Source organism: Litoreibacter sp. GN1-5, assembly GCF_055693805.1.
The window spans coordinates 955423-976056 of record NZ_JBVFUP010000001.1 but is presented as its reverse complement, the minus strand read 5'-3'; the positions used below and the strand labels follow the sequence as shown (position 1 = coordinate 976056).

The 20634-nt window shown below is 54.5% G+C and carries 25 protein-coding genes; 22 read left to right on the top strand and 3 right to left on the bottom strand.

Going from position 1 to position 20634, the window contains the following annotated elements; all coding sequences use genetic code 11:
* The first annotated feature begins 83 nt into the window (after positions 1–83).
* The 5 genes from ACZ1HF_RS05020 to ACZ1HF_RS05000 all read left to right on the top strand — a co-directional run bounded on the left by ACZ1HF_RS05020 (position 84) and on the right by ACZ1HF_RS05000 (position 3845).
* Positions 84–914, top strand: coding sequence for an AraC family transcriptional regulator (locus ACZ1HF_RS05020; RefSeq protein WP_472656473.1), 831 nt, complete (start codon positions 84–86; stop codon positions 912–914).
* A 377-nt stretch (positions 915–1291) separates the two neighbouring features.
* On the top strand, positions 1292–1951 hold the full coding sequence (locus ACZ1HF_RS05015; RefSeq protein ID WP_472656472.1) for a DUF4332 domain-containing protein: 660 nt from the start codon (positions 1292–1294) through the stop codon (positions 1949–1951).
* A gap of 218 nt (positions 1952–2169) precedes the next feature.
* Positions 2170–2802: an ABC transporter substrate-binding protein gene (locus ACZ1HF_RS05010; protein WP_472656471.1), complete on the top strand. Its 633-nt coding sequence runs from the start codon at positions 2170–2172 to the stop codon at positions 2800–2802.
* Positions 2777–3142 carry a hypothetical protein gene (locus tag ACZ1HF_RS05005; RefSeq protein ID WP_472656470.1) on the top strand — a complete coding sequence of 122 codons (366 nt, stop codon included), beginning with the start codon at positions 2777–2779 and terminating at the stop codon, positions 3140–3142. Before ACZ1HF_RS05010 ends, ACZ1HF_RS05005 begins: the two co-directional genes overlap by 26 nt.
* 13 nt (positions 3143–3155) lie before the next feature.
* Positions 3156–3845, top strand: a complete 690-nt coding sequence (locus ACZ1HF_RS05000; protein WP_472656469.1) for an ABC transporter ATP-binding protein — start codon at positions 3156–3158, stop codon at positions 3843–3845.
* A 7-nt stretch (positions 3846–3852) separates the two neighbouring features.
* Here ACZ1HF_RS05000 and ACZ1HF_RS04995 read toward each other — a convergent pair whose 3' ends face one another.
* Together ACZ1HF_RS04995 and ACZ1HF_RS04990 are read right to left on the bottom strand one after the other, a co-directional pair.
* Positions 3853–4644, bottom strand: coding sequence for an ABC transporter permease (locus ACZ1HF_RS04995; RefSeq protein ID WP_472656468.1), 792 nt, complete (start codon positions 4642–4644; stop codon positions 3853–3855).
* Positions 4641–5357: an ABC transporter ATP-binding protein gene (locus ACZ1HF_RS04990; RefSeq protein WP_472656467.1), complete on the bottom strand. Its 717-nt coding sequence runs from the start codon at positions 5355–5357 to the stop codon at positions 4641–4643. Before ACZ1HF_RS04990 ends, ACZ1HF_RS04995 begins: the two co-directional genes overlap by 4 nt.
* A 210-nt stretch (positions 5358–5567) precedes the next feature.
* On the opposite strand from ACZ1HF_RS04990, the gene ACZ1HF_RS04985 reads away from it, so the two are divergent.
* From ACZ1HF_RS04985 to pqqE, 8 genes are all read left to right on the top strand, one after another.
* Positions 5568–6341: an ABC transporter permease gene (locus tag ACZ1HF_RS04985; protein ID WP_472656466.1), complete on the top strand. Its 774-nt coding sequence runs from the start codon at positions 5568–5570 to the stop codon at positions 6339–6341.
* Positions 6342–6372: 31 nt separating this feature from the next.
* Positions 6373–7962, top strand: coding sequence for a sensor histidine kinase (locus ACZ1HF_RS04980; protein WP_472656465.1), 1590 nt, complete (start codon positions 6373–6375; stop codon positions 7960–7962).
* A 10-nt stretch (positions 7963–7972) separates the two neighbouring features.
* A complete protein-coding gene (locus tag ACZ1HF_RS04975; RefSeq protein ID WP_472656464.1) occupies positions 7973–8659 on the top strand; it encodes a response regulator transcription factor in 687 nt (228 codons plus the stop codon).
* 115 nt (positions 8660–8774) lie between these two features.
* Positions 8775–8882, top strand: coding sequence for a pyrroloquinoline quinone precursor peptide PqqA (gene pqqA, locus ACZ1HF_RS04970; protein WP_472656463.1), 108 nt, complete (start codon positions 8775–8777; stop codon positions 8880–8882).
* A gap of 23 nt (positions 8883–8905) precedes the next feature.
* Entirely contained in the window at positions 8906–9802 is an 897-nt protein-coding gene (pqqB, locus tag ACZ1HF_RS04965; RefSeq protein WP_472656462.1) for a pyrroloquinoline quinone biosynthesis protein PqqB, read from the top strand.
* The gene (gene pqqC / locus ACZ1HF_RS04960) at positions 9799–10554 is read left to right on the top strand and encodes a pyrroloquinoline-quinone synthase PqqC (RefSeq protein ID WP_472656461.1); all 756 of its coding nucleotides are present in this window, start codon (positions 9799–9801) and stop codon (positions 10552–10554) included. The genes pqqB and pqqC overlap by 4 nt, the downstream gene beginning before the upstream one ends.
* Positions 10551–10832, top strand: coding sequence for a pyrroloquinoline quinone biosynthesis peptide chaperone PqqD (gene pqqD / locus ACZ1HF_RS04955; protein WP_472656460.1), 282 nt, complete (start codon positions 10551–10553; stop codon positions 10830–10832). Before pqqC ends, pqqD begins: the two co-directional genes overlap by 4 nt.
* Positions 10829–11905: a pyrroloquinoline quinone biosynthesis protein PqqE gene (pqqE, locus tag ACZ1HF_RS04950; RefSeq protein ID WP_472656459.1), complete on the top strand. Its 1077-nt coding sequence runs from the start codon at positions 10829–10831 to the stop codon at positions 11903–11905. The genes pqqD and pqqE overlap by 4 nt, the downstream gene beginning before the upstream one ends.
* Here pqqE and ACZ1HF_RS04945 read toward each other — a convergent pair.
* On the bottom strand, positions 11902–12696 hold the full coding sequence (locus ACZ1HF_RS04945; protein ID WP_472656458.1) for a pentapeptide repeat-containing protein: 795 nt from the start codon (positions 12694–12696) through the stop codon (positions 11902–11904). The two genes, pqqE and ACZ1HF_RS04945, sit on opposite strands and share 4 nt — an antisense overlap.
* A gap of 108 nt (positions 12697–12804) precedes the next feature.
* Between ACZ1HF_RS04945 and ACZ1HF_RS04940 the strand changes: the two genes are divergently transcribed.
* From ACZ1HF_RS04940 to ACZ1HF_RS04900, 9 genes are all read left to right on the top strand, one after another.
* A complete protein-coding gene (locus ACZ1HF_RS04940) occupies positions 12805–13746 on the top strand; it encodes a hypothetical protein (RefSeq protein WP_472656457.1) in 942 nt (313 codons plus the stop codon).
* 94 nt (positions 13747–13840) lie between these two features.
* Complete coding sequence (locus ACZ1HF_RS04935; RefSeq protein ID WP_472658980.1) at positions 13841–14818, top strand: AAA family ATPase; 978 nt, start codon at positions 13841–13843, stop codon at positions 14816–14818.
* A complete protein-coding gene (locus ACZ1HF_RS04930; RefSeq protein WP_472656456.1) occupies positions 14815–15690 on the top strand; it encodes a DUF58 domain-containing protein in 876 nt (291 codons plus the stop codon). Before ACZ1HF_RS04935 ends, ACZ1HF_RS04930 begins: the two co-directional genes overlap by 4 nt.
* A gap of 1 nt (position 15691) precedes the next feature.
* Positions 15692–16072 (top strand): hypothetical protein, encoded by a 381-nt coding sequence (locus tag ACZ1HF_RS04925; protein WP_472656455.1) that lies wholly within the window; start codon positions 15692–15694, stop codon positions 16070–16072.
* Complete coding sequence (locus tag ACZ1HF_RS04920) at positions 16065–17021, top strand: VWA domain-containing protein (protein ID WP_472656454.1); 957 nt, start codon at positions 16065–16067, stop codon at positions 17019–17021. The genes ACZ1HF_RS04925 and ACZ1HF_RS04920 overlap by 8 nt, the downstream gene beginning before the upstream one ends.
* A complete protein-coding gene (locus ACZ1HF_RS04915; protein WP_472656453.1) occupies positions 17018–17944 on the top strand; it encodes a VWA domain-containing protein in 927 nt (308 codons plus the stop codon). Before ACZ1HF_RS04920 ends, ACZ1HF_RS04915 begins: the two co-directional genes overlap by 4 nt.
* Positions 17944–18630 carry a hypothetical protein gene (locus ACZ1HF_RS04910; protein WP_472656452.1) on the top strand — a complete coding sequence of 229 codons (687 nt, stop codon included), beginning with the start codon at positions 17944–17946 and terminating at the stop codon, positions 18628–18630. Before ACZ1HF_RS04915 ends, ACZ1HF_RS04910 begins: the two co-directional genes overlap by 1 nt.
* A complete protein-coding gene (locus ACZ1HF_RS04905) occupies positions 18627–19808 on the top strand; it encodes a hypothetical protein (protein ID WP_472656451.1) in 1182 nt (393 codons plus the stop codon). Before ACZ1HF_RS04910 ends, ACZ1HF_RS04905 begins: the two co-directional genes overlap by 4 nt.
* 97 nt (positions 19809–19905) lie before the next feature.
* Positions 19906–20631, top strand: coding sequence for a response regulator (locus ACZ1HF_RS04900; protein ID WP_472656450.1), 726 nt, complete (start codon positions 19906–19908; stop codon positions 20629–20631).
* The last annotated feature ends 3 nt before the right edge of the window (positions 20632–20634 follow it).

Here is a 20634-nt window from a genome sequence, read left to right as displayed (position 1 = left end):
AGTTATTGATCTTTCCTAATTATAACTCGGTATAATACTCAATAAATTGCATATTTCGGCATATTCATTGTATTTTCCTAGAAATGACTGATGTGAATGAAATCGCGATTGTTCGGCTTCTTGACGCTGGAGAACGCTGCCGAATTTGGCTGCGCAGTACGCGCAGGCGTTATGACCCGGCGCCACGCCGCTTGCCGGAACTGAATGTTCTGATCTGTACCAGAGGGCAGGTGAGCTATTTCATCAACGGGACAATTGTCCACTTGCGTCCGCGCAGTTTGCTGATCGCATATCCCGGTGACAGCCACTTTCTGATAAACGAGAGCGCAGATGCCGACCTGATTGTTGCGGTCATCTCGCCATGTATGCTTGAGAATCCTCCAACGCATCCGAAAATTGAACATTCTGATGGCACCGCTCCGCGCCAAGCCAAAAGCCTCAAGGAGCATGCTTTTCTTGAACTGTCGGACGCTGCGTCACATCTTATTGCTCTGGATCATCTCACCACACTGGAAATCGGGATGAGCTGGTGGATGCATCGGCTTTGGCACCATTGGCAGCATGCGCAACACCAAGGTCAGGATGGCACACATCCCGGCGTGGCGCGTGCGTTGACGGCCATCAGAGATAATCCTCGCAGTTCCATCGCGGACGTGGTCAAGGTGGCGGGCGTGAGCGCAGATCATCTTGGCGCCCTGTTTCGCCGTCAGGTTGGCGTGAGCATGGTAAGGTATCGCACTATGTTGCGGCTCGAAAACGTGGAGCGATTGGTCCAGGACAATGCGCATTATACATTGGCAAAGGCTGCAGTGGATGCGGGCTTCAGCGACTATTCATCCTTTTACCGGGCTTTTCGCAAACTTCGCGGAGTTGCGCCATCCAGCTTGCAATTAGGTCCGCATCGTTTGGAATAGCTGGCGTAGTCATCCACGTTAAAAACTTAGCTCTGACGCGGTAGGTTTGATTTTCTACAATGCCTTGCTCATCGCAGTCATACCCACATTGACGCATGTCAAAGCTTGTTTTCGCAACTCACATAAAATGCAGAACGCAGGCACGAGCTTCAGTAACTCAGAGCGAGGACAACATGACCATTTCCCCAATGCTTTTTATCTGCCTCTTCTTCGCGGGTTTCGGAGTTTTCTTGATTGGGGCAGGCGTGATCTGGTGGGTTTCCCTGCAAGCAAAAACGCCTCCAGAGCGTGATGCGCGATAGTCTTGGAACCAACACTTTGTATTAAGCCTCGCAATACGTATCGCGCGATATGAGTGTCAGCCTGAAAGGTGGATCGTGACAACAAGCTATTACCTTGACGAGACATCGACCGATCTTGCCGCTTTACAAAAGCGTCTGGAAAGCTCTGATTTGATTCCAAGCCAAGAGCCTTTGCTACATGGGCTCAGTGCCAAAATGAGCGCCCTTCATGCAGCAGGCATGACCTCTCTGGCGGATCTTCGGGTCGCGCTTAAGTCGCAGAAATCGTTGGCGTCCCTGTCCAAAGAGACAGGTATCGATTCCGGCTATCTTCAATTGCTCAAACGGACGGTTAACGGGTATTTTCCAAAACCAAGATCGCTAAGTGAAATGGACTGGCTGGATAGCGACACCGTCACGAAGCTCACGAATGCAGGCATGACAAACACCCAGAAACTGTTCGATGTGGCACCCAACAAAACAAGCGCCTTGGCCAAGGAAATCGGTGTAGATGTGGAGGATTTGACCGAACTTGCCGCAATCTCCGATCTGTGTCGCATTCAATGGGTCAGCCCTAGATATGCGAAGGCACTTCTCGCCGCTGGCAACAGCAACGCGACCACCGTTGCCAAGGCGAACCCGGATGTTCTTTATCAGGCACTTATAAACGTGAACCAAGGGGCGAAATTCTACAAAGGCAAAGTGGGACTAAGAGACGTCAGAAGATTGATCGCGGCCGCTTCATATGTTCCTTAAGCAATTGGTCAGAGCGCAGGTCGTTTCGCCAATAGCTGTCAGCTTCGTTACATGAGGTCCACGGATATTAAATCTCTTCGTTTCTAATCGTGCGTGTGGGTCAAGATTGTCTGGCGGTCCATACGTGCCAATCCTAGTCATATCATACTGCCCGCGCCTTTAGTCGTATTTCAGCTTGGCAGGATGCTGATAGTCTGTCGCCAAATAGGGAGGAACAAATGATATTCATGAAATTGATTGGCGGTGCAGTTACAGCTGCTTTTCTAACCACCGCTGTGTGGGCCGATGCGCCAACATTGCGGGCTGCCGTCCTGAAATTCGGCACCGTGAATTGGGAGCTGAATACGATCAAACATCATGGGCTTGATACGGAAAACGGCTTTACGTTGGACGTTCAGGGGGTGGCGGGCAGTTCTGCTGCGCAAGTCTCGTTTCAGGGTGGTGAGACGGATGTCATCGTGTCGGATTGGTTATGGGTCGCGCGACAGCGCGCTGCGGGTCGGGATTATGTGTTTATCCCATATTCCAAAGCCGTTGGCGGCGTGATGGTCGGGGCGGATAGTTCTGCGCAAAGCATTCAGGACCTGACGGGGGGCAAGATTGGTATCGCAGGCGGGCCGCTCGACAAAAGCTGGCTGATTTTGCGGGCCTATGCAGAGAAAAACTATAACATGGACCTTGTGAGCGAGACTGAGCAGGTGTTTGGAGCACCGCCGCTGATTTTCAACTCTGCCTTGTCGGGTGAAATCGGCGCCGCGATCAATTTTTGGCACTTCATGGCCAAGATGGAGGTTGCCGGTATGCGCAAGCTGATCGATGTTTCTGATGCGGCACGGGATTCTAGGTCTTGATCCAGAAACGCCACTTTTGGGCTATGTTGTGAAAGGCGAGATGCTGCGCGAAAATCCGGCAATGGTCGATGGTCTGGCCCGGGCCTCGCGCGCGGCGAAGGATATTTTGGCAACCGATGATGCCGAGTGGGAACGCCTGCGTCCCAAGATGAACGCCAAATCTGATGCTCAGTTCGAGGCGCTGATTGCGGGGTTTCGCGCTGGCATTCCCGCCGAGGGGCCGATTGATGAAGCGGCAGCGGGCCGGATGTTGACGCTCATGGCAGAACTGGGCGGCGAAGATCTGCTGGGCAAGGCTACAGAATTGCCGGATGGTACTTTCTACCAAGGCAGCAAATGATACTTTACGTGGAATGAGCGCGGACCACACACAATTCGGAACAGGCGATACGCTGCCCGTTCTTGACCTGCAGCTGACAGGGCTTGTCTATGGGGATGCGCCCATTCTTGGTGAGATGTCTTTACAAGTCCTTCGCACCGAGACGCTGGCTCTCGTTGGTCCGTCAGGTGTCGGTAAAACATCGCTTCTGCGGATTATCGCAGGGCTTGAGGCCGGGTATCAGGGGCAATGTCAGATACAAGGCAAAGCCGCAATGGTCTTTCAGGAACCAACCCTGCTGCCATGGCGTAATTTGCGGGACAACATCGTAATCACCGCCTGCGTATCGCCGCAAGACGCAGATGCCGCGCTTGAAGATGTGGGGTTGGGCGGGCGCGGTGCGGACTTTCCCGCACAGCTTTCGCTTGGTCAGCAGAGGCGGCTGTCCCTTGCGCGGGCTTTCGCGGTTAAGCCAGACCTTTTGTTGATGGATGAACCCTACGTCTCCCTTGATCCAGCGCTGGTTGAAGAAATGATGACGCTGTTCGCCAAGCTGCGCGCACTACACCAGATCACGACGATTATTGTCACCCATGTCGAGGCAGAGGCGCGCAAGCTTGCAAGCCGGATCGTAACATTGGGCGGCAGCCCCGCGCAGATCACTTCTGACATGCAAAACACCGGAACTTATTTCAAGTTAGAGGGGGCCTCGCCTCATTCATAAGATGCGCTCAACCTTTGCGGCGCATCCCGGTCCGCGCCGGGTTATAGCCCCACAGTGCCGCAGCGGTGAAAAGGCCCCCCGCCAGCAGTGTCCACACCAAAGCGGGGCCATTGAAGCTTGTGTATAAAGCGAAACGGATCAGCTCGACCGCATGTGTAAAGGGGTTTACGGCGCAGATGTCGCGCAACATTTCCGACGACTCGGCCATTTTCCACAGTGGATAGAGCGCTGAGGACAGAAAGAACATCGGAAAGATTACAAAGTTCATCACCCCTGCAAAATTCTCCAACTGCTTGATGAAGCTTGAAAGAAGAAGCCCCAACGCCCCCAGCATGATGCCCGCTACAATCAACGCCGGAAGCACTGTGATATAGCCCAATGCTGGCATTGTAATGCCAAAAGCGGCTGCGATTGCAAGAAAAGCGTAGACCTGTATGACCGAGATTGCCGTTGACCCCAGCAACTTGCAGAATAACAGCCACCAGCGCGGTAAAGGGCTGGTCAGCAGCAACTTCAAGGAGCCCATTTCACGGTCATAAACAAGGCTCAGCGAAGATTGCATGCCGTTAAAAAGCAGGATCATCCCGCATAAACCCGGCACAATATAAGTCTCGTAAGTTACGTAGGTCTGGTATGGTGGAATGATGCTCAGGCCCAGCGCTGCACGAAAGCCTGCAGCAAAGACCAACAGCCAGACTAGCGGTCGTACCAATGCTGCAATAAAGCGCTCGCGCTGGTGAATGAAACGCAGGGCCTCACGGGTCACAATGGCACGCAGAGAGGTCAGATACGCGCTCATGCGGGGGCCGTGGTGATTTCGAGAAAGACATCTTGAAGCGGGCTATCTCCGCCAATCTCTTGTGCGATGCCATCCGCCAGAACGCAGGCCTGATGCAGGATCACAAGGCGGTCATCGGGTCTTACCTCGTCGGTCAGATGCGTGGCCCAAAGAACGGTGGTTCCGTCTTCTATCAGGGTATGGACGTGCTCTGTGATTGCGGCGCGTGCGGCGGCATCCAAACCAACGGTCGGCTCATCCAGAAGTAGGACAGAGGGTTTGTGGATCAGTGCGCGGGCGATTTCGGCGCGCCTGCGATGTCCACCGTTCAATGCACGTGCCTTTTCATCAGCGCGCTCCAGCATGTCGAGCCGGTCAAGTGCTGCGTCAATGCGTGTGCGCGTGTCGCGTCTGGATAGTCCGTGAAGTGCCGCGAAGTAGTTCAGGTTCTGGCGCACCGTGAGATCAAGGTCGAGCGTGGTTTGCTGGAACACGATGCCAAGCTGCGCCAAAGCCGCGCGGGGGTGCCTCGAAAGGTTATGGCCTGCGATTTCGATACTGCCTTGGGGTGAGACAAACAGCCGGGTCAGCAGGTTGAAGAGTGTTGATTTTCCTGCGCCATTGGGGCCCAGAAGCGCGCAAAACACACCTGCATCAAGCGAGAAACTTACATCTTTCAATGCTTTCTTGGTGCCATAGCTGTAACTCAGATCGGTAACGCAAAGGCCGCTCATTCGATTGCCTGCTGTTGAAGTCCGGTTATCATACGTAAAGTCTTTTCAGCGGCATTATGACATTAAGGCGGTAGGTCGCATAAAACACCGTAACACTATTCGATATGGGGCTAAAGCTATACAGACAATTGAGAAGCCCATATCCGACTTAGGTATAATGCGCGCATTTTAATCTTGGGCCGGGATAGAGTTTCGTGACACTCTCACGGCATGGCGCAATCGGACACGCAAATACAGGCCCCTGTGGCTGTGATCTCTCTTCTGGGGCTGATTGCGCTTTGGATTGTGGCGGCATGGATCGCAGACAACCCGGTGGCGCTGCCGACGCCCGGTGCCGTGTGGCAGATCATGCTGGCCGAAACGGCATCAGGCGAATTGCCACATCATATGATGGCCACGCTTTGGCGCGTTGCGGCGGCGTTCACCTTGGCGATGGGGTTTGGGCTGGTGATCGGCATCGCCATGGGCTTCAGCAATGCGCTTGATCGCTGGTTTGGAACATGGCTGGTAGTGTTTCTGAATGTGCCTGCGTTGGTCGTGATTGTGTTATGTTATCTGTGGATCGGTTTGAACGAGACCGCTGCTATCACGGCTGTAGCGTTGAACAAAACCGCTATGGTGGCGGTGACGATCCGCGAAGGCGTACACGCGCTTGATCCGAAACTGGCAGAGATGGCGCGTGCCTTTCGGATGAGCTCAGCCGCACGGTTGCGTCATATTATCCTGCCGCAGCTTTGGCCGTTCATTGCGGCGAGCACGCGAAATGGGTTGGCAATAATCTGGAAGATCGTTCTGGTGGTCGAATTTCTGGGCCGCAGCAACGGGATCGGCTTTCAGATTCACCTTTACTTTCAGCTTTTCGAGACCGGCTATGTGCTTGCGTATTCCCTCAGTTTCGTCGCCCTGATGCTGGTGTTGGAATATGCTGTGATCAAGGTTTTTGAGCGCCGTGTCACCCGCTGGCGCCGCATAGCTGCCTCATGAGAGGTTGGGCAGGGGGCGGGGAAATGCTTTAATGGTGAGATCCCTTAATTCGCTCAAGGCGAAGCTGGGCCTTGGCGCGGGGCTGATCAGTATCGTGGCTGTTCTGGCAAGTCTGCTGACGATCTACGGGATGTCGCAAATGTCCCAGCGGATCGAGACTGCGCTTCTTGCCGAACAACGTATGCAGCGGTTCTCGATTTTGGCCTCGCAGGTGGGTTCGTTCATTGTGGTTGTGTATGAGGCGTCGCAATCTGGACTGGAAGAGCAAGCCCTGAGAACCCGGCTGGATGGTTTGACGGAAAACGTCAGACAAACCTTTGCCCAGTTACGTCGCGATCTCGAGATCGCCGTCTCGGAAGCCGAGCAAAGCGGGTTGGATGAACAATCACGCCGGGCAACCCGAAGCCTTGGGATTGCACGGATGGAAGCGCTCTTCAATGCGACACTTGAAGATGTTCTTGAGGCATCTCAAGATCGAAACCGGGCGCGATCCCAAGGGTTGATCAATACCTTTTCAATTGGCTTTGACCCGCTTCTTAACGCTGCAATCACCGAAGAGCGCCGTGCACGCGATGAAACGATTGCCGATATCTCGGCGTTGCGCACCCGGCTGACCTGGTTGGCCATGGCCGTAGCCGTTTTGGCGTTGGTATTGTTGCTAGGGTTCTATCTGGGTTTGGTCCGTCCGCAAATGTCGCGCCTCGATATTTTGCGCCGCGCATCAGAAGAAATCGGCAAGGAAAACTTTGCCGTTTCTCTACCGGTCAAAAGTCATGATGAGATCGGGCAGGTTTTTGATGCAACCAATCGGATGGCCGGTTTTTTGGCAAAGCGTAAGGCAAAGGTGGACGACGAATGGGCTCGGCTCAATCAGGTGGTCACCGAGCGGACGGAGGAATTGCGTAGCGCAAACGCCGAGCTTGCCAGAACAGATGAAAACAGACGCAGGTTTTTTGCTGATATAAGCCACGAGCTACGCACGCCGCTGACCGTCATCCTGATGGAGACTGAACTGGCCTTGAAAGGCGGGGGTGCTGAGAAATCCCTTGAGATCATTCAAAGCCGTGCGAAGCGGCTGAACCGTCGGATTGACGACCTGCTACGGGTTGCGCGTTCAGAGTCGGGGCAGATCACGCTGGCCTCAGAGCCCGTTGATCTGGGTATGGCCATGCGCGAAGCCATCGAAGAGATGCGCGCCCCTGTCACAGCTGCAGGTATGTCGCTTAGTGAAAGCAGGGCTACGCAAACCATCGTGCAGGTTGATCCAAACTGGGTCCGCCAGGTGATCGCGAGCCTGATTGAGAATTGCATACGTCACGCAAAGGCTGGCGGCATAATCCATTTGGCGGCAGAAACAGAGGATGGGACAGGCAAGGTCAGGATCATTGATAATGGGGCAGGCTTGTCTGACGAGGAATTGGGCCGGGTATTGGAGCGTTTTGAACAGAGCGGTCCGGACACCAAGAATGCAGGGTTCGGGATCGGGTTATCGCTTGCCAGATGGGTTGTCGAGGCACAAGGAGGTCATATCGATCTAATGAGCCCCGTGCCGGAGCCATATCGGCTTGGTGACGCACCTGGGACTATGGTCACGGTTTGCTTTCCATTGAACTTGGCATAGCATTTCGGCAATGACGCAAGTTGAACAGAACACAATTCTGATCGTTGATGATGATGCAGAGATAAGCGCGGCTCTTGCACGCGGTCTTCAGATGCAGGGCTATGCGACAGTCAGTGAAAGTTCCGTTGGTGCTGCATTGATCCGGTTCCGCGAGACGCGGGTGTCGGCCGCAATTGTGGATGTGATGATCGGCGATGAAAGCGGAATTGCCCTGGTCAGATCGGTGCGCCGGGAGGGCAATTCCAAACCGGTTTTGATGTTGAGTGCACTGTCAGAGATCGAGGACCGGGCGCTTGGCCTTGATGCGGGGGCGAATGACTACATTGTGAAGCCGTTTTCCTTTGATGAGTTGGTGGCACGCCTGAAAGTGCAGGAAAAGCGTTCAGACAGCCCTGAAAAGCCTGCTCTGGTTCTGGACCCGCAAGCCCGCGTGATACGATCCCCGGGTGGTCAAGTAACCCTGACAGAAAGAGAATTCTCGCTTCTGGAAATATTGGTTAAGCATGAGGGTGCCGTTCTGTCACGCGGTGAAATCTTTGATACACTTTGGGCAGATGAGGGAACGTCTTCCGAGAATGTTGTCGACGTCTATATCGGCTATTTGCGAAAGAAACTTCTGTCGCTCTCTGATTTTGGCTTTCAAATCAAAACGATAAGAAGTCGCGGGTTTATATTGGAACCCTTGAAGACGCAGTGACTGACGGCCTGGGGCATATGGCTCTCTTATTTTCTTCTTAGAACATAAGGTTTGACCGTTTGCCGTTCGCTGAGAATACTTGCGCTACATAGTCAGTCATCTTGGAGGAAAAGCTATGGCTTGGACGAAACCGGTTATCCGCGAAATCGAATGCGGCATGGAAATCAATATGTATGGCCCTGACGGCGAGGGCGACGGTCGCGACAACGACGGGCTGTTCTGAAGACAAAGTGCGCGGAGGTTTGAATGAAATTCCGCGCACATATTCTGGGGGCCGCTGCGGGTGGTGGGCTGCCTCAGTGGAATTGCGGTTGTAAAAACTGCAACCTTGCCCGCGCCGGGAAAATCCCGTCTCAAACGCAATCATCGGTTGCCTTCAGCGCGAATGGTGCTGACTGGACCCTTCTGAATGCTTCACCTGATATACGGGTTCAACTGGAGCGGTCATCTGCGCTACACCCTACAGGTTTGCGAGAAAGCCCTTTAAAGTCGGTGCTGCTGACCAATGGCGACATTGACCATATTGCGGGGCTTCTGACACTGCGTGAACAACAACCGTTTGTCTTGTTTGCGACCAGCGAAATCCACAAGTTTCTGGACGATAATCCGGTATTTGCGGCGCTTAATCCGGATGTCGTGCGCCGACAGACGGTCGAGCTTGGTACGCCGGTTGAAATTGCGCCGGGCCTGACGGCGGAACTGTTCGCGGTGCCGGGCAAAGTGCCGTTGTATCTTGAAGGCGAAACCGTTCAAACCGACTTGGAAGGGGAGCAAACAGTCGGGGTTCATCTGCAGGCAGCAGGACAGAATGTGTACTATATTCCCGGATGCTCGACATTCCGCGCTGATTTGCGCGCACGGCTTCAGGGTGCGGAACTGGTGTTTTTTGACGGCACGTTGTGGCAGGATGATGAAATGGTTCGCGCGGGCCTCAGTCAAAAAACAGGGCTACGTATGGGGCATATGTCAATGTCCGGGCCCGAGGGCTCGATTGCCGCGTTTGACGGGCTGGATGTGCGCCGCAAGGTCTATGTTCACATGAACAACACAAACCCTATACTTCGCCCGGACTCCGATCAGCGGCGTGAAGCTGAGGTCGCCGGCTGGACAATTGCTCAAGATGGAATGGAGATAGTGCTATGACCCCCTCACAAGAATCTTTTGAGGCCCGACTGCGCCAAATCGGGGCTGAGCGATATCACGACAAACACCCGTTTCACCATTTGCTTCATTCCGGCGGGTGTTCCCCCGATCAGGTGCGTGCCTGGGTGATCAACCGCTTCTACTATCAGGCCAGCATCCCGATGAAAGACGCGGCCTTCATGAGCAGGGTCGAAGATCCGGCACTACGCCGTGCATGGCGTTCGCGGATTGAGGATCATGACGGGACATCGGAAAACGAAGGCGGCATTGAACGCTGGCTGCGTCTTGCTGATGCAGTCGGTCTGGACCGGAGCTATGTTGCCAGCAAAGAAGGTGTGCTGCCTGCGACGCGTTTCGCGGTCGATGCCTATGTGCGTTTTGTGCGCGACAAAACTTTGCTAGAAGCCGTCGCTGCGTCGTTGACCGAACTGTTTGCGCCGAAAATTCATGCGCAACGGATTGAGGGTTTGCTTGCAAACTATGCCTTCGCTGACGACAAAAGCCTGTCATATTTCAGAAACAGGTTGAAAGAAGCGCCAAAAGACGTGGCTTTTGGTCTGTCCTGGGTGCTGGATCACGCCGATACCGCCGAGAAACAGGATGCTGCGGCGCAGGCGCTGATTTTCAAGACCGATGTTTTGTGGTCGCAGCTTGACGCGCTTCATTCGGCCTATGTGGACCCAGCACGTATTCCGCCGGGGGCGTGGCAGCCGGGGACGTTCATGCTTTCTGATCATGCGAAAGCGTCATGACGCTGGCGCGTGACGCAATACCACTTATCCCGCGTGGGGTGCGGATGCATTTTGACCAACTGCGCAAGACATGGGTTTTGCTGGCCCCGGAGCGCACGATCAACCTTGATCCTATTGGCCATGCGATCCTGGATGAGATCGACGGCGCGCGGAGTTTCGATACGATCGTCGAAACGCTGGCGCAAAAATACGATGCCCCGACAGACCAAATCGCGCAGGATGCCGGGGCATTTATCATCGGTCTGATGGATCGTCGTATTCTCGAGGTACGCCCATGACTATAGCTGCGCCCCTTGCAATGCTGGCAGAGCTGACGCACCGGTGCCCGTTATCCTGCCCTTACTGTTCAAACCCAATTGAATTGGCGAAGAAAGAGGCAGAGCTTTCAACCGAGACATGGGGGGATGTGTTCCGTCAGGCCGCAGAGCTTGGGGTTTTGCAACTGCATTTGTCAGGTGGGGAACCTGCGTCTCGGCGTGATTTGGTTGAGCTTGTGGCTGCGGCACGCGACGCGGGGCTCTATACGAACCTCATTACGTCGGCGATTGGTTTAACAGAACGGCGGCTGAAGGACTTGGATGAGGCGGGGCTTGATCATGTGCAGCTGTCCCTGCAAGGCACGGATGCGGAAATGGCCGACAGGATCGGCGGCTATCGCGGTGGGTTTGAGCGCAAGATGATAGTGGCAAGCTGGATCGGGGAAATCGGTTTCCCGCTGACCCTCAATGCCGTTATGCATCGGCAGAACCTGCACCAACTGCCCCGTGCCATTGAGATGGCGGTCGAGATGAAAGCGCGTCGGATCGAGGTTGCAATCGTGCAGTTCCACGGTTGGGCCATGCTAAACCGTGATGCGATGATGCCGACGCTTGAGCAGGCGCAGGAAGCCAGCAGCATCGTTGCTGAAGCGCGTGAGCGGCTGAAGGGCGTGCTGGTCATCGACTATGTGCCTGCTGATTACCACAGCGAATACCCCAAGCGCTGCATGGGCGGGTGGGGAACGACTGGCCTCAACATCGCGCCAGATGGATTGGTTCTGCCCTGTCATGCGGCTCAGACGATCAAGAGCCTGAGTTTTGACAATGCGCGTGACACGCCATTGGCTGATATCTGGTACAAGGGCGCTGCTTTCAACGCCTATCGCGGCGATGACTGGATGCAGGAGCCTTGTCGGTCCTGTGACCGCAAGACACTTGATTTTGGCGGATGTCGGTGTCAGGCCATGGCGATTGCGGGTGATCCTGCGGCAACGGACCCGGTTTGTATCAAATCACCGCTTCATACGAAGATGAAAGAGAAAGCGCATGCGTTTGCCAGTAATGAGGCGGCTGAACTGACCTTTCGCGCTTAGTTGCGAAAGGCGCGGTCAAGGTTCTTGGCGTTCTGAAATTGCGTTTGCGCCTCGCCAATCAGTGCCACCAGACGCGTGCTGGTCAGGTCTGCATCGCCGAATTGGGCCTCGGTCACAATCGCCCCTGTCAAATCCGCGCCAGCCATGGTGGTTCCCATCATATTGGCCCCGGTTAGGTTCGCCTTGGACAGATCGGCAAATTCCAGATCTGCCCGCATGAAGTTTGCGCCAGTGAAATTTGCACCCTTTGCGTTTACTTTCCGCAAGACACCACGCATCAGCCCCATGGATTGATTGGTCATATCGGCTGAGAAATTGGCTTCTGTAAAGTTTGCGCCAGTCAGATTGGCGCGGGTGAAGTCCGATGCTGTGCGCGCGCCTACAAAAGATGCATTGCTGAGATCGGCCTTCAAGAATTGTGTCTGGAACAGGCTTGCCCCGTCCAGAACAGCGCCAGTCAGATTGCTGTTCATCATCCAGACCTGATCCATGATGGCACCGGTCAGATTTGTTCCCTCAAGGTTTACATTATTCATCCGTGCGGCGCGCAATGTGGCGCCGGACAGGTCAAGCCCGCTTAGATCAATCCCGTTCAGCCGGGCGCGGGTCAGATCGATTTGTTTACCAGCCTCGATCAGCGCGATGATGTCTTCGCGGGAATGGTCGGCTTGCGTCATCGCAGGGGAATCGAGATCAACCCCTGAGAGCACGGATTGCGCCTGTGTCTGACTGGTCAGGTGGGGTGCAAGAAACAGAGAAAAACAAAACACAGCCAAAAACTTACGATACATATTTTCAGCCCCTATCAAGCGTCTGTTTGACTGATACAATACAGATATATGAGTGTGTTTGTGAAAAACTTACTCAGTGTCACGCCAAATTTGTGATATGGGCGGGCTATGAGATTGCGTTTATTACGGGTGTTCTGCGCCGGTTTTGTCGTGTTTTTTCTTCTTGTAGAAGACAGCGCGGCTGGCCCTGACCGGACCGATTATCTGGCCATTGCCAAAAAAGGGTGGGTCTTTGATCTGCGCTCCTCATTGCTGCGGCGTAATCCTGATTTGCCACCTGTGCGGTTCGACAGTAAGGAAATTGTCACTGGGGCCGTTTGCCTTTTTGGGGCTGTGCCGCACCCGCTATCCCGCGAAATCATCGCGGGCTTTGATGCGTTGTTGCGCGATGTGTTCGGTCAACGCGACCCCGTTGTTTTTTCGGGCGAACGTATCGAAGATTGCCCCGCAGCACAGCGCGTGTACCTTCGGATCTACTCGGGTGAGGCGCCGCTGGACAAGTTTAATGCTGACCTACGATATCTGGACAAGGCTTTCGCCATCGGCTTGCCCCGTAATCGATTTGAACGGATAGGATCACCAGCACAAGCCATCGGCTTTTTTGGCGGAAAGGGGCCAACCGCACATATGCTGATCCGGCAGCCCGACAGGGATGATCTGACTGTATTGGAACGTGACTTTTACGCTTCCATCCTTGTGGAAGAGCTGTTTCAGGTTTTTTCAAACGGGGTTGATATTTTAAAATTCGACAGGGAGACGCCATTCTATTCCAAACTTCAGGAATTCCCGGTTTATCTTAAACATCTACCCTGGAGCTCAGAGGAATATATGCAGAGCTTGGTTGAGAGCAATCCAAAGGGGCTTTGTGCCTTTGATATTTTCATGCTGCACGCATTGGCAACCACAGACCTGGAAAACTCTAACTCCGACAAACTTCTCAGCTTTGTCGAAGGCCGCTTTGACGAATTGGTCGCGCGTGCAACGATGACATTGGCAAACCCGCGGTTCAAATCAATCCTGGATGAAACCTGTACAGAAGTGCCACAGTAAGTCTTCCCACAATTGAGACTTTGGGCTGTATGGCAATTGATCCATGCCGAAGGCAGAGTGGATTAACAAAAACCTATACGCACAATGCCGGGCCATGCCGAAGGGAAATAGATTGGCAGAAACCAACGTATCAGACGTTAGCCAGAAAATCTCAGATCTGAGGGCCTGGTTGAATGAAGGGCTGATTGGCAGTGAAGTTTTGATTGAACGGCTGCTTCTGGGTATTTTGTCTGGCGGGCATCTGTTGATTGAAGGGGCACCCGGGCTTGCAAAAACACGGGCTGCGAAATTGCTGAGTTCGGCGCTGAGCGGGGATTTCTCGCGGATTCAATGTACCCCGGATTTGCTGCCATCGGATTTGACTGGCACAGATATTTTCAATCCTGAGACGGGGAAATTCGCCTTTTCCAAAGGGCCGGTTTTTCATAATCTTGTCCTTGTTGACGAAATCAACCGGGCGCCGCCAAAGGTGCAATCGGCACTGCTTGAAGCCATGGCCGAGCAACAGGTGACAAGTGGCGGGACAACCTATGATCTGCCAGATCCGTTTATTGTTGTGGCGACACAGAACTCGATCGAGCATGAAGGAACCTTTCCGTTGCCAGAAGCGCAGCTTGACCGGTTTCTGCTTCACATCAAGCTGGAACAACCGGATATCGAAACGGAACGGCGCATTCTTGATCTGGTCGAGCAAGAACAGCGCGATGGCGTTACGACCATGCCGCCGATTGATCTGGATGTGATTAACGCAGCAAAGGCGCAGGTGGTCGCGGTCCATTTATCGCCGGCGTTGCGCGACTATATCGTGCGCATTGTCGTTGCGACACGGATTGCGCCATTCGGGGATGAGATTGAGCATGCTGTCTCGCCCCGCGGTTCACTTGCCATCGCGATTGCGGCGAAGGCGCGCGCGTTTCTTGAAGGGCGTGATCATGCGGTTCCGGCGGATGTTGACGAGGTCGCAGTAGATGCGCTGGCGCATCGTATGTCGCTGAGCTGGAAGGCCACATCTCAGGGGCAAACCTCGCGTGGGGCAATCCGTGGAATTCTGGCCGCTACCGAACCGTTGTGAGGGCAGGGGGCATCTCTGGCCCGGGTATTACCGTTAATCCCGAGGTTCTGATCGCACAACGCGATCACATGCTGCGCCATATTCATGCCGACGGCTCTATCAGCTCTCTTCCCGGCGGGTTCGCCATTGCACGGCGTGGCAATGGTCAGGTGATTGCGGATAGCCGGTTGTATATGCAGGGCGATGACATGCGCCATGTGGATCGTGGCGCGACTGCGCGCACGGGAAAACTGCATATCCGGACCTTTCACGAAGAAAGGGATCGCGTGACGTTCCTTGTGGCCGATTTTCGTCCGTCGATGGTGTGGGGGATGCGGCGCGCCTTTCGGTCTTATGCAGCGGCGGAGGCTTTGGCCTGGTTCGGATGGCAGGCGGTTGAGGCCGGCGGGCGTGTGGGTCTGCTGGCAATCACGGCGGATGACAGAGTGTTGGTTCCGACGCGGCCGCGCACCTCGGGTATGTTGGCGGTGATTGGTGGTCTGGTGCGCGCGCATGAAGCGGCACTTGATATGGTTGCCGAAGGACGTGACAACCCGCCGCTGGATAAGTCGCTGGATGGGTTGGACAAAATCGTGCCACGCGGCGCGGAAATCATTATTGCGACTGCCCTTGATAACAAGGGAGGCCGTCTGGATGCGGTCTTGGGTGGGTTGGCGCGCCGTCGATTTCCTCGTTTTCTACTGATTGAGGATAGGGCGCTGCGTGAGTTGCCTTCAGGTTATTATCCTTTGGGTAATGCAGAAGGGTCAAAAATCCGCGCATTCTTTAACGAACAGGCTGTAACGCAGGAAAGGACCACTGAAGGGTTGGACGTTTTCCCGATAGAGTATGTTGATGCGGGTGCTGCGTTCCCAGACGGGGGAGGTGGCTGATATGGAAGCGCAACCTGATGTTGGGGTAGAACTGCTTGCTGGGTTGATCGATATCAGGTTACCCCAGACAGCTGTGGGCGGCGTAGTGGGTGAGATTTTCGCCGTGGTCGGAGTTTGCCTTCTGCTGGCGTGGGCGCTGTCATTGGTTTTTCCGCTGTTTACCGTGCGCCGGGTATCACCGGGCGGAGCATTGCAGGAAAAAGTTAAAGTCGCAGGTGCTTTACCCGATGAAGAAAGGGTGCTGGCGCTTTTGCATCTGATCAGGGCGCATGATCCTGATGGGGCGAAAGAATTGCAGGCGAGGCTATACAAAGCGAGCGACTTTCCGACACCGGCCGAACTGGAGAACCGGCTCATCGAACTTGAGGCTGCGCATGGTTGAATTTTCTGACCCTTGGTTTCTGACCTTGCTGATCTTGCCGGTAATACTGTTTTTCATATTGCCGCGCAGCATTCCATCGGGGGCTGCTCTTATTGTGCCCGAAAGTGTCGGGCGTCATATCGTGGCAGGCTCTGTCAAAAACGTACAGGTCGCCACGCGACGTTATGTCTTGCCTGCATTGGTCTGGGGGCTTCTGATTTTGGCCTTGGCGGGGCCTCGGGTTGTCACGCCGACCGTGGGGCTGCCGATGTCAGGGCGTGATCTGATCCTTGCGTTTGATTTGTCAGGGTCCATGGTGCGCGATGATTTCTTTCTTGATGGCAAGACTGCGACCCGTCTGGATACGGTGAAACAGGTGGGGGCCGAGTTCGTGCGCGGGCGTGGCGGAGACCGCTTGGGGCTAGTGATTTTCGGCTCGCAAGCCTATGTCGCAGCCCCGCCAAGTTTTGACGTCGAAGCAGCCGCTCAAACAGTTGAAAATATGGTCATTGGTATCTCGGGTCGTGCCACAAATATTAGCGATGGGATCGGGATATCGCTGAAACGATTGTCGCAATCTGATGCGCAGAGCAAAGTTATCATCCTGTTGTCCGACGGGGCTAATAATGCGGGTAGCACCAAGCCAAGGGATGTCTCCAAGCTGGCCCAAGAGATGGGGGTCAGGATACACACCATTGCCCTTGGCCCCAAAGAGCTGGCCTCTGCCGCGCCGGGGGAACGCGGTGTTGTGGACGCAGTTACATTGCAGGCTGTCGCTGACCTGAGTGGCGGGCAGATGTTCCGGGTGCGCACGACCGAGGATTTGCAGGATGTGGTGCGCGCGATTGATCAGTTGGAACCAACCGCGCGGGCAGGGCTTTCCGCCGAAGTCTACCGCGACCTATGGATTTGGCCCGCTATATTAGCTGGCCTTGGATGTCTTTGGCTTGGATGGCGGTTACCAAGATGACCTGGCTTGCGGATATATCATTGTTGCGGCCCTTCTGGGTATTGGCATTGCCATTGCTGATCTGGCTGGCGGTTTTATCGGCCCGCAAAACTGCACAGCTTGGGGATTGGTCGAAGCGTATTGATCCACATCTGATGCAGGCCATGGTGGCTTTGGGGCGGGTAGATGTGGCCGGGCACAAACTACGCGGGAATACACCCTTCTGGGTCGCAGGCCTAATTGCCGTCGCATTGCTTGGGCCGGCACTGGAACGCGCAGATGGGCAGAGTTTTCGCAATCTGGACGGGGTTGTGTTTGTTGTGGATGTCTCGGACTCTATGACACTGGATCAGAAATGGCCTGCTGCTGTCACGATGATGCGGGCGGGATTGAGCGTGCTTGGTACAAAACCCGCCGCACTTGTCGTGTTTGCTGGGGACAGCTACGTGGTTTCGCCGCTGACCACGGATCATTTGCAATTGGGACAAACAGTTAGTGTGCTGGACGCCAAGACAGTGCCTGACAAGGGAAGCAGGCCCGCTCTGGCACTTGAGCAGGCGGCGGATCTTCTGGCAAGTTCGGACATATTAGCGGGTGATGTCGTCTTGCTGAGCGATGGCGCGGGGTTTGGCCCCGAGGCCTTGGTGCAAGCGCAAGCCATATCGGGTCTGGGCGGGCGTTTGTCTGTCATTCGTGCAGAGACAAGTATCGCGGAAGGGCAGCCCGTAGATGCGCAGGCTTTTGAGGCTTTGGCCGAGGTCGGGGCCGGAGCAGTCTATGGGCTTGATCAGGCGGATGATCTGATGCGGATACTGGCCGAAAACGCTGACAAACGATTGGAGGCACAAGAATTCCACCTGTTGTTCTGGACGGATTATGGCCGCTACATTCTGTTACTTGCCCTGATCCCTGCGGTTGGACTTTTCCGGCGGGAGGCGGCGTAATGCGTGTTTTGATCCTGATATCAGCGGTCCTGTCGATTGCTGTTGCGTTTGTTCTGGGCGGAACGGCGCCTTTTGGCCGGGTGGCCTTGTCGTTGGGTCTGCCCGCACTTGCGGCGCGCTTATTGCCGGACCCTGCCTGGCAGGGCGTCGCTTTGTATCGTACAGGGCGTTTCGATCAGGCGGCGGACGCATTCGCACTGGCTGGGCCGGAGGCCGCATTCAATTTGGGCAATGCAAGAACGAGGTCCAAGGACTATGCGGCGGCGTTGGAAGCCTATGATCTGGCGATGGCGCATCGCTCTGACCCGTCTGCGCAGGTGAATTTTGATTTGATCCTCGCACTTTATGCCGGCACGCAGCTGGATGCGGACACGATTGCGCGCTGGGGCGAAAAGAAAGAAGGTGCCACGGCTGAGGCCGAAACCGGACGCGGGGCCGGGCGTGGGTCAGGCACAGGGGATGAGGTAACGAATACAGGCTCCACGCTAGGGGTTCCGGCATTTCAAAGCCGTGATCAGGTGGGTGTGCGCAAAGTATTCGACGATAAGTTTATTATTGCCAGCCCGAATTGGCTTGCTACGCTGGAGGATGTGCCGGGGGCGTTTCTGTCGGCACGTATCTTGCATGAATACAAGCGTCGCAAAGCGGCGGGAGAAGGGCAACCGGAGGCTGAGGCGCCGTGGTGAAGCTGTTTGCTCTTTTTCTGATATGTTTGCCCGCGATGGTGGTCGCGCAGAGCCGCGAGGTTGACCCAGATGACCTGCGCCTAACCATAGAAATCGAAGAATTGCCAGCGCAACCGTTCCAGCAGGAAATGATCCTGTTGACCATTCACGGGGTCTATCAGCGCCATATTACACAGGAAAAGCTGGAGCAACCCGATCTGACCGGAATAAACTGGATGCAGCTTGGCGAAGACCATTGGTTCGAAAGCAGGCTTAATGGCAAGACGGTCAAGAACATGCGTCGCCGCATAGCGCTTTTCCCAGAAACATCGGGGAAACTGGAAATCGGTGCATTCCAACATCATCTCACATTGCTGGACGAAGAGAATAAGTGGTTTGAGCATACCATTCGCTCACAGCCCATAACATTTGATGTGATCCCGGTCCCGCAAACCAAACAATGGTGGTTTCCGGTTCGTCGATTGGAGATTCAGGATAGCTGGTCTAACGCGCCTGACCAGTTGCTGCCGGGGGAGGGGGTGTTGCGTATTATCCGGGTTTCAGCGCTTGGGGCGCGACCAGATATGATCCCGCCAATGCCGGAATTGACGTCGCCATCGGCATTGATCTTTCCGCACCCGGAGAAGCGATTGGTTGATCTGACTGCACGTGGCCCTGAAGCGGTTGCATTCTGGCGCTGGACAATCAAGCCACGCAACGATGTCTCGACCATTCTGGAACCGATTGAGTTTTCCTATTTCGATACTGCGACGCGCAAATCGGAAAAGGCTGTGATTTCGGCGCAAAGAGTTGCCTACCTTCCCGATGAGACAGACCAACCTGCGCAGGTCGCACAGGATGCTCCGGCACAGCTGAGGCCTGGTCTGTTGATTATCTGCGGCCTTGTTTCCTTTTTGGTTTCTATCGCGGTTTTGGTGGGAAAAGACCGGGAATTTTCTGGTGTATGGCTGCGGCGATTGTTTGAGAAATACACGCTTCTTTACCGGCTCAGACGCGGGGTGCGGCAGAATGATTTATCAACTGTAAGGCGATTGGCACAGTCGCTGGACCATCAAAACATACCAGATGATGTTCGCGCGACGCTTCTCTCCAAACTCGATATCCACATTTACGGGCGGACTCAGCAAGTCTTCGATTTGAAGGAGTTTTATTTGCGATTTCGGCGCAGTATTCATTGAATGATTTAAGAAATTCCAAGTTTTTCAAATAATTGAGAACTTTACTTGCTTGATGGCGAAACTGTTTGTTAGCCTGCATAGTGGGAGGCATATTCACATGGAAGCATTGCGTGAGACTGAGAAGTCGATAGTCATTAAATCGATACTCGTGATTGATGATCACCCGCTTTATTGCGACGCGTTGGTCTCTACCTGCATAAAGCTCTTTGAGACCACGTCGGTACAATCCGCCAATAATCTCAATGATGGTCTTAAACTTGCGGGCGGACCAAATGAGCCGGATCTTGTTCTGCTTGATCTCAAATTGCCGGATGTGACCGGGTTGAGCGGGTTCTTCAAGATCAAGGAAAAGTTGCCTGATGTCCCGGTTCTGGTTATCTCGGCAGAGTCATCGCATGAAACCATTGCAATGCTGATGGATGCAGGCGCAGCCGGGTTCATCCCGAAAGATGCACCTCAGACGGTTATAAAAGAAGCTGTGGAGCGCGTTCAGGAAGGGCTGAAATATCTGCCAGACGGGTTTGTGCCGCAGAATATGTCGTCTTCTGCGAACAAGATGTCTGTTCAGGAAATATCGCAACGGATCGCCGACCTGACACCGCAACAAAGCCGTATCATGAACTTGATCTGTGCTGGCAAGCCCAACAAACAGATTGCTTATGAACTGTCACTGGCGGAGGCGACCGTCAAAGCCCATATCACCGCTTTATTGCGCAGGCTCAGGGTAAGTAATCGCACGCAGGCTGCTGTGCTGGTCAACAGCGTCAATATTGACCGGGATCTGAATTTATCTGACACAGATACGCGCGCATTGATCAGTTGAGGA

What these genes read in the sequence shown, in the direction of transcription:
- ACZ1HF_RS05020 (WP_472656473.1), top strand. Translation starts at nt 84, where the DNA reads ATGACTGATGTGAATGAAATCGCGATTGTTCGGCTTCTTGACGCTGGA.
- ACZ1HF_RS05010 (WP_472656471.1), top strand. Translation starts at nt 2,170, where the DNA reads ATGATATTCATGAAATTGATTGGCGGTGCAGTTACAGCTGCTTTTCTA.
- ACZ1HF_RS05005 (WP_472656470.1), top strand. Translation starts at nt 2,777, where the DNA reads ATGCGGCACGGGATTCTAGGTCTTGATCCAGAAACGCCACTTTTGGGC.
- ACZ1HF_RS05000 (WP_472656469.1), top strand. Translation starts at nt 3,156, where the DNA reads ATGAGCGCGGACCACACACAATTCGGAACAGGCGATACGCTGCCCGTT.
- ACZ1HF_RS04995 (WP_472656468.1), bottom strand. Translation starts at nt 4,644, where the DNA reads ATGAGCGCGTATCTGACCTCTCTGCGTGCCATTGTGACCCGTGAGGCC.
- ACZ1HF_RS04990 (WP_472656467.1), bottom strand. Translation starts at nt 5,357, where the DNA reads ATGAGCGGCCTTTGCGTTACCGATCTGAGTTACAGCTATGGCACCAAG.
- ACZ1HF_RS04985 (WP_472656466.1), top strand. Translation starts at nt 5,568, where the DNA reads ATGGCGCAATCGGACACGCAAATACAGGCCCCTGTGGCTGTGATCTCT.
- ACZ1HF_RS04980 (WP_472656465.1), top strand. Translation starts at nt 6,373, where the DNA reads ATGGTGAGATCCCTTAATTCGCTCAAGGCGAAGCTGGGCCTTGGCGCG.
- ACZ1HF_RS04975 (WP_472656464.1), top strand. Translation starts at nt 7,973, where the DNA reads ATGACGCAAGTTGAACAGAACACAATTCTGATCGTTGATGATGATGCA.
- pqqA (WP_472656463.1), top strand. Translation starts at nt 8,775, where the DNA reads ATGGCTTGGACGAAACCGGTTATCCGCGAAATCGAATGCGGCATGGAA.
- pqqB (WP_472656462.1), top strand. Translation starts at nt 8,906, where the DNA reads ATGAAATTCCGCGCACATATTCTGGGGGCCGCTGCGGGTGGTGGGCTG.
- pqqC (WP_472656461.1), top strand. Translation starts at nt 9,799, where the DNA reads ATGACCCCCTCACAAGAATCTTTTGAGGCCCGACTGCGCCAAATCGGG.
- pqqD (WP_472656460.1), top strand. Translation starts at nt 10,551, where the DNA reads ATGACGCTGGCGCGTGACGCAATACCACTTATCCCGCGTGGGGTGCGG.
- pqqE (WP_472656459.1), top strand. Translation starts at nt 10,829, where the DNA reads ATGACTATAGCTGCGCCCCTTGCAATGCTGGCAGAGCTGACGCACCGG.
- ACZ1HF_RS04945 (WP_472656458.1), bottom strand. Translation starts at nt 12,696, where the DNA reads ATGTATCGTAAGTTTTTGGCTGTGTTTTGTTTTTCTCTGTTTCTTGCA.
- ACZ1HF_RS04940 (WP_472656457.1), top strand. Translation starts at nt 12,805, where the DNA reads ATGAGATTGCGTTTATTACGGGTGTTCTGCGCCGGTTTTGTCGTGTTT.
- ACZ1HF_RS04935 (WP_472658980.1), top strand. Translation starts at nt 13,841, where the DNA reads ATGCCGAAGGGAAATAGATTGGCAGAAACCAACGTATCAGACGTTAGC.
- ACZ1HF_RS04925 (WP_472656455.1), top strand. Translation starts at nt 15,692, where the DNA reads ATGGAAGCGCAACCTGATGTTGGGGTAGAACTGCTTGCTGGGTTGATC.
- ACZ1HF_RS04920 (WP_472656454.1), top strand. Translation starts at nt 16,065, where the DNA reads ATGGTTGAATTTTCTGACCCTTGGTTTCTGACCTTGCTGATCTTGCCG.
- ACZ1HF_RS04915 (WP_472656453.1), top strand. Translation starts at nt 17,018, where the DNA reads ATGACCTGGCTTGCGGATATATCATTGTTGCGGCCCTTCTGGGTATTG.
- ACZ1HF_RS04910 (WP_472656452.1), top strand. Translation starts at nt 17,944, where the DNA reads ATGCGTGTTTTGATCCTGATATCAGCGGTCCTGTCGATTGCTGTTGCG.
- ACZ1HF_RS04900 (WP_472656450.1), top strand. Translation starts at nt 19,906, where the DNA reads ATGGAAGCATTGCGTGAGACTGAGAAGTCGATAGTCATTAAATCGATA.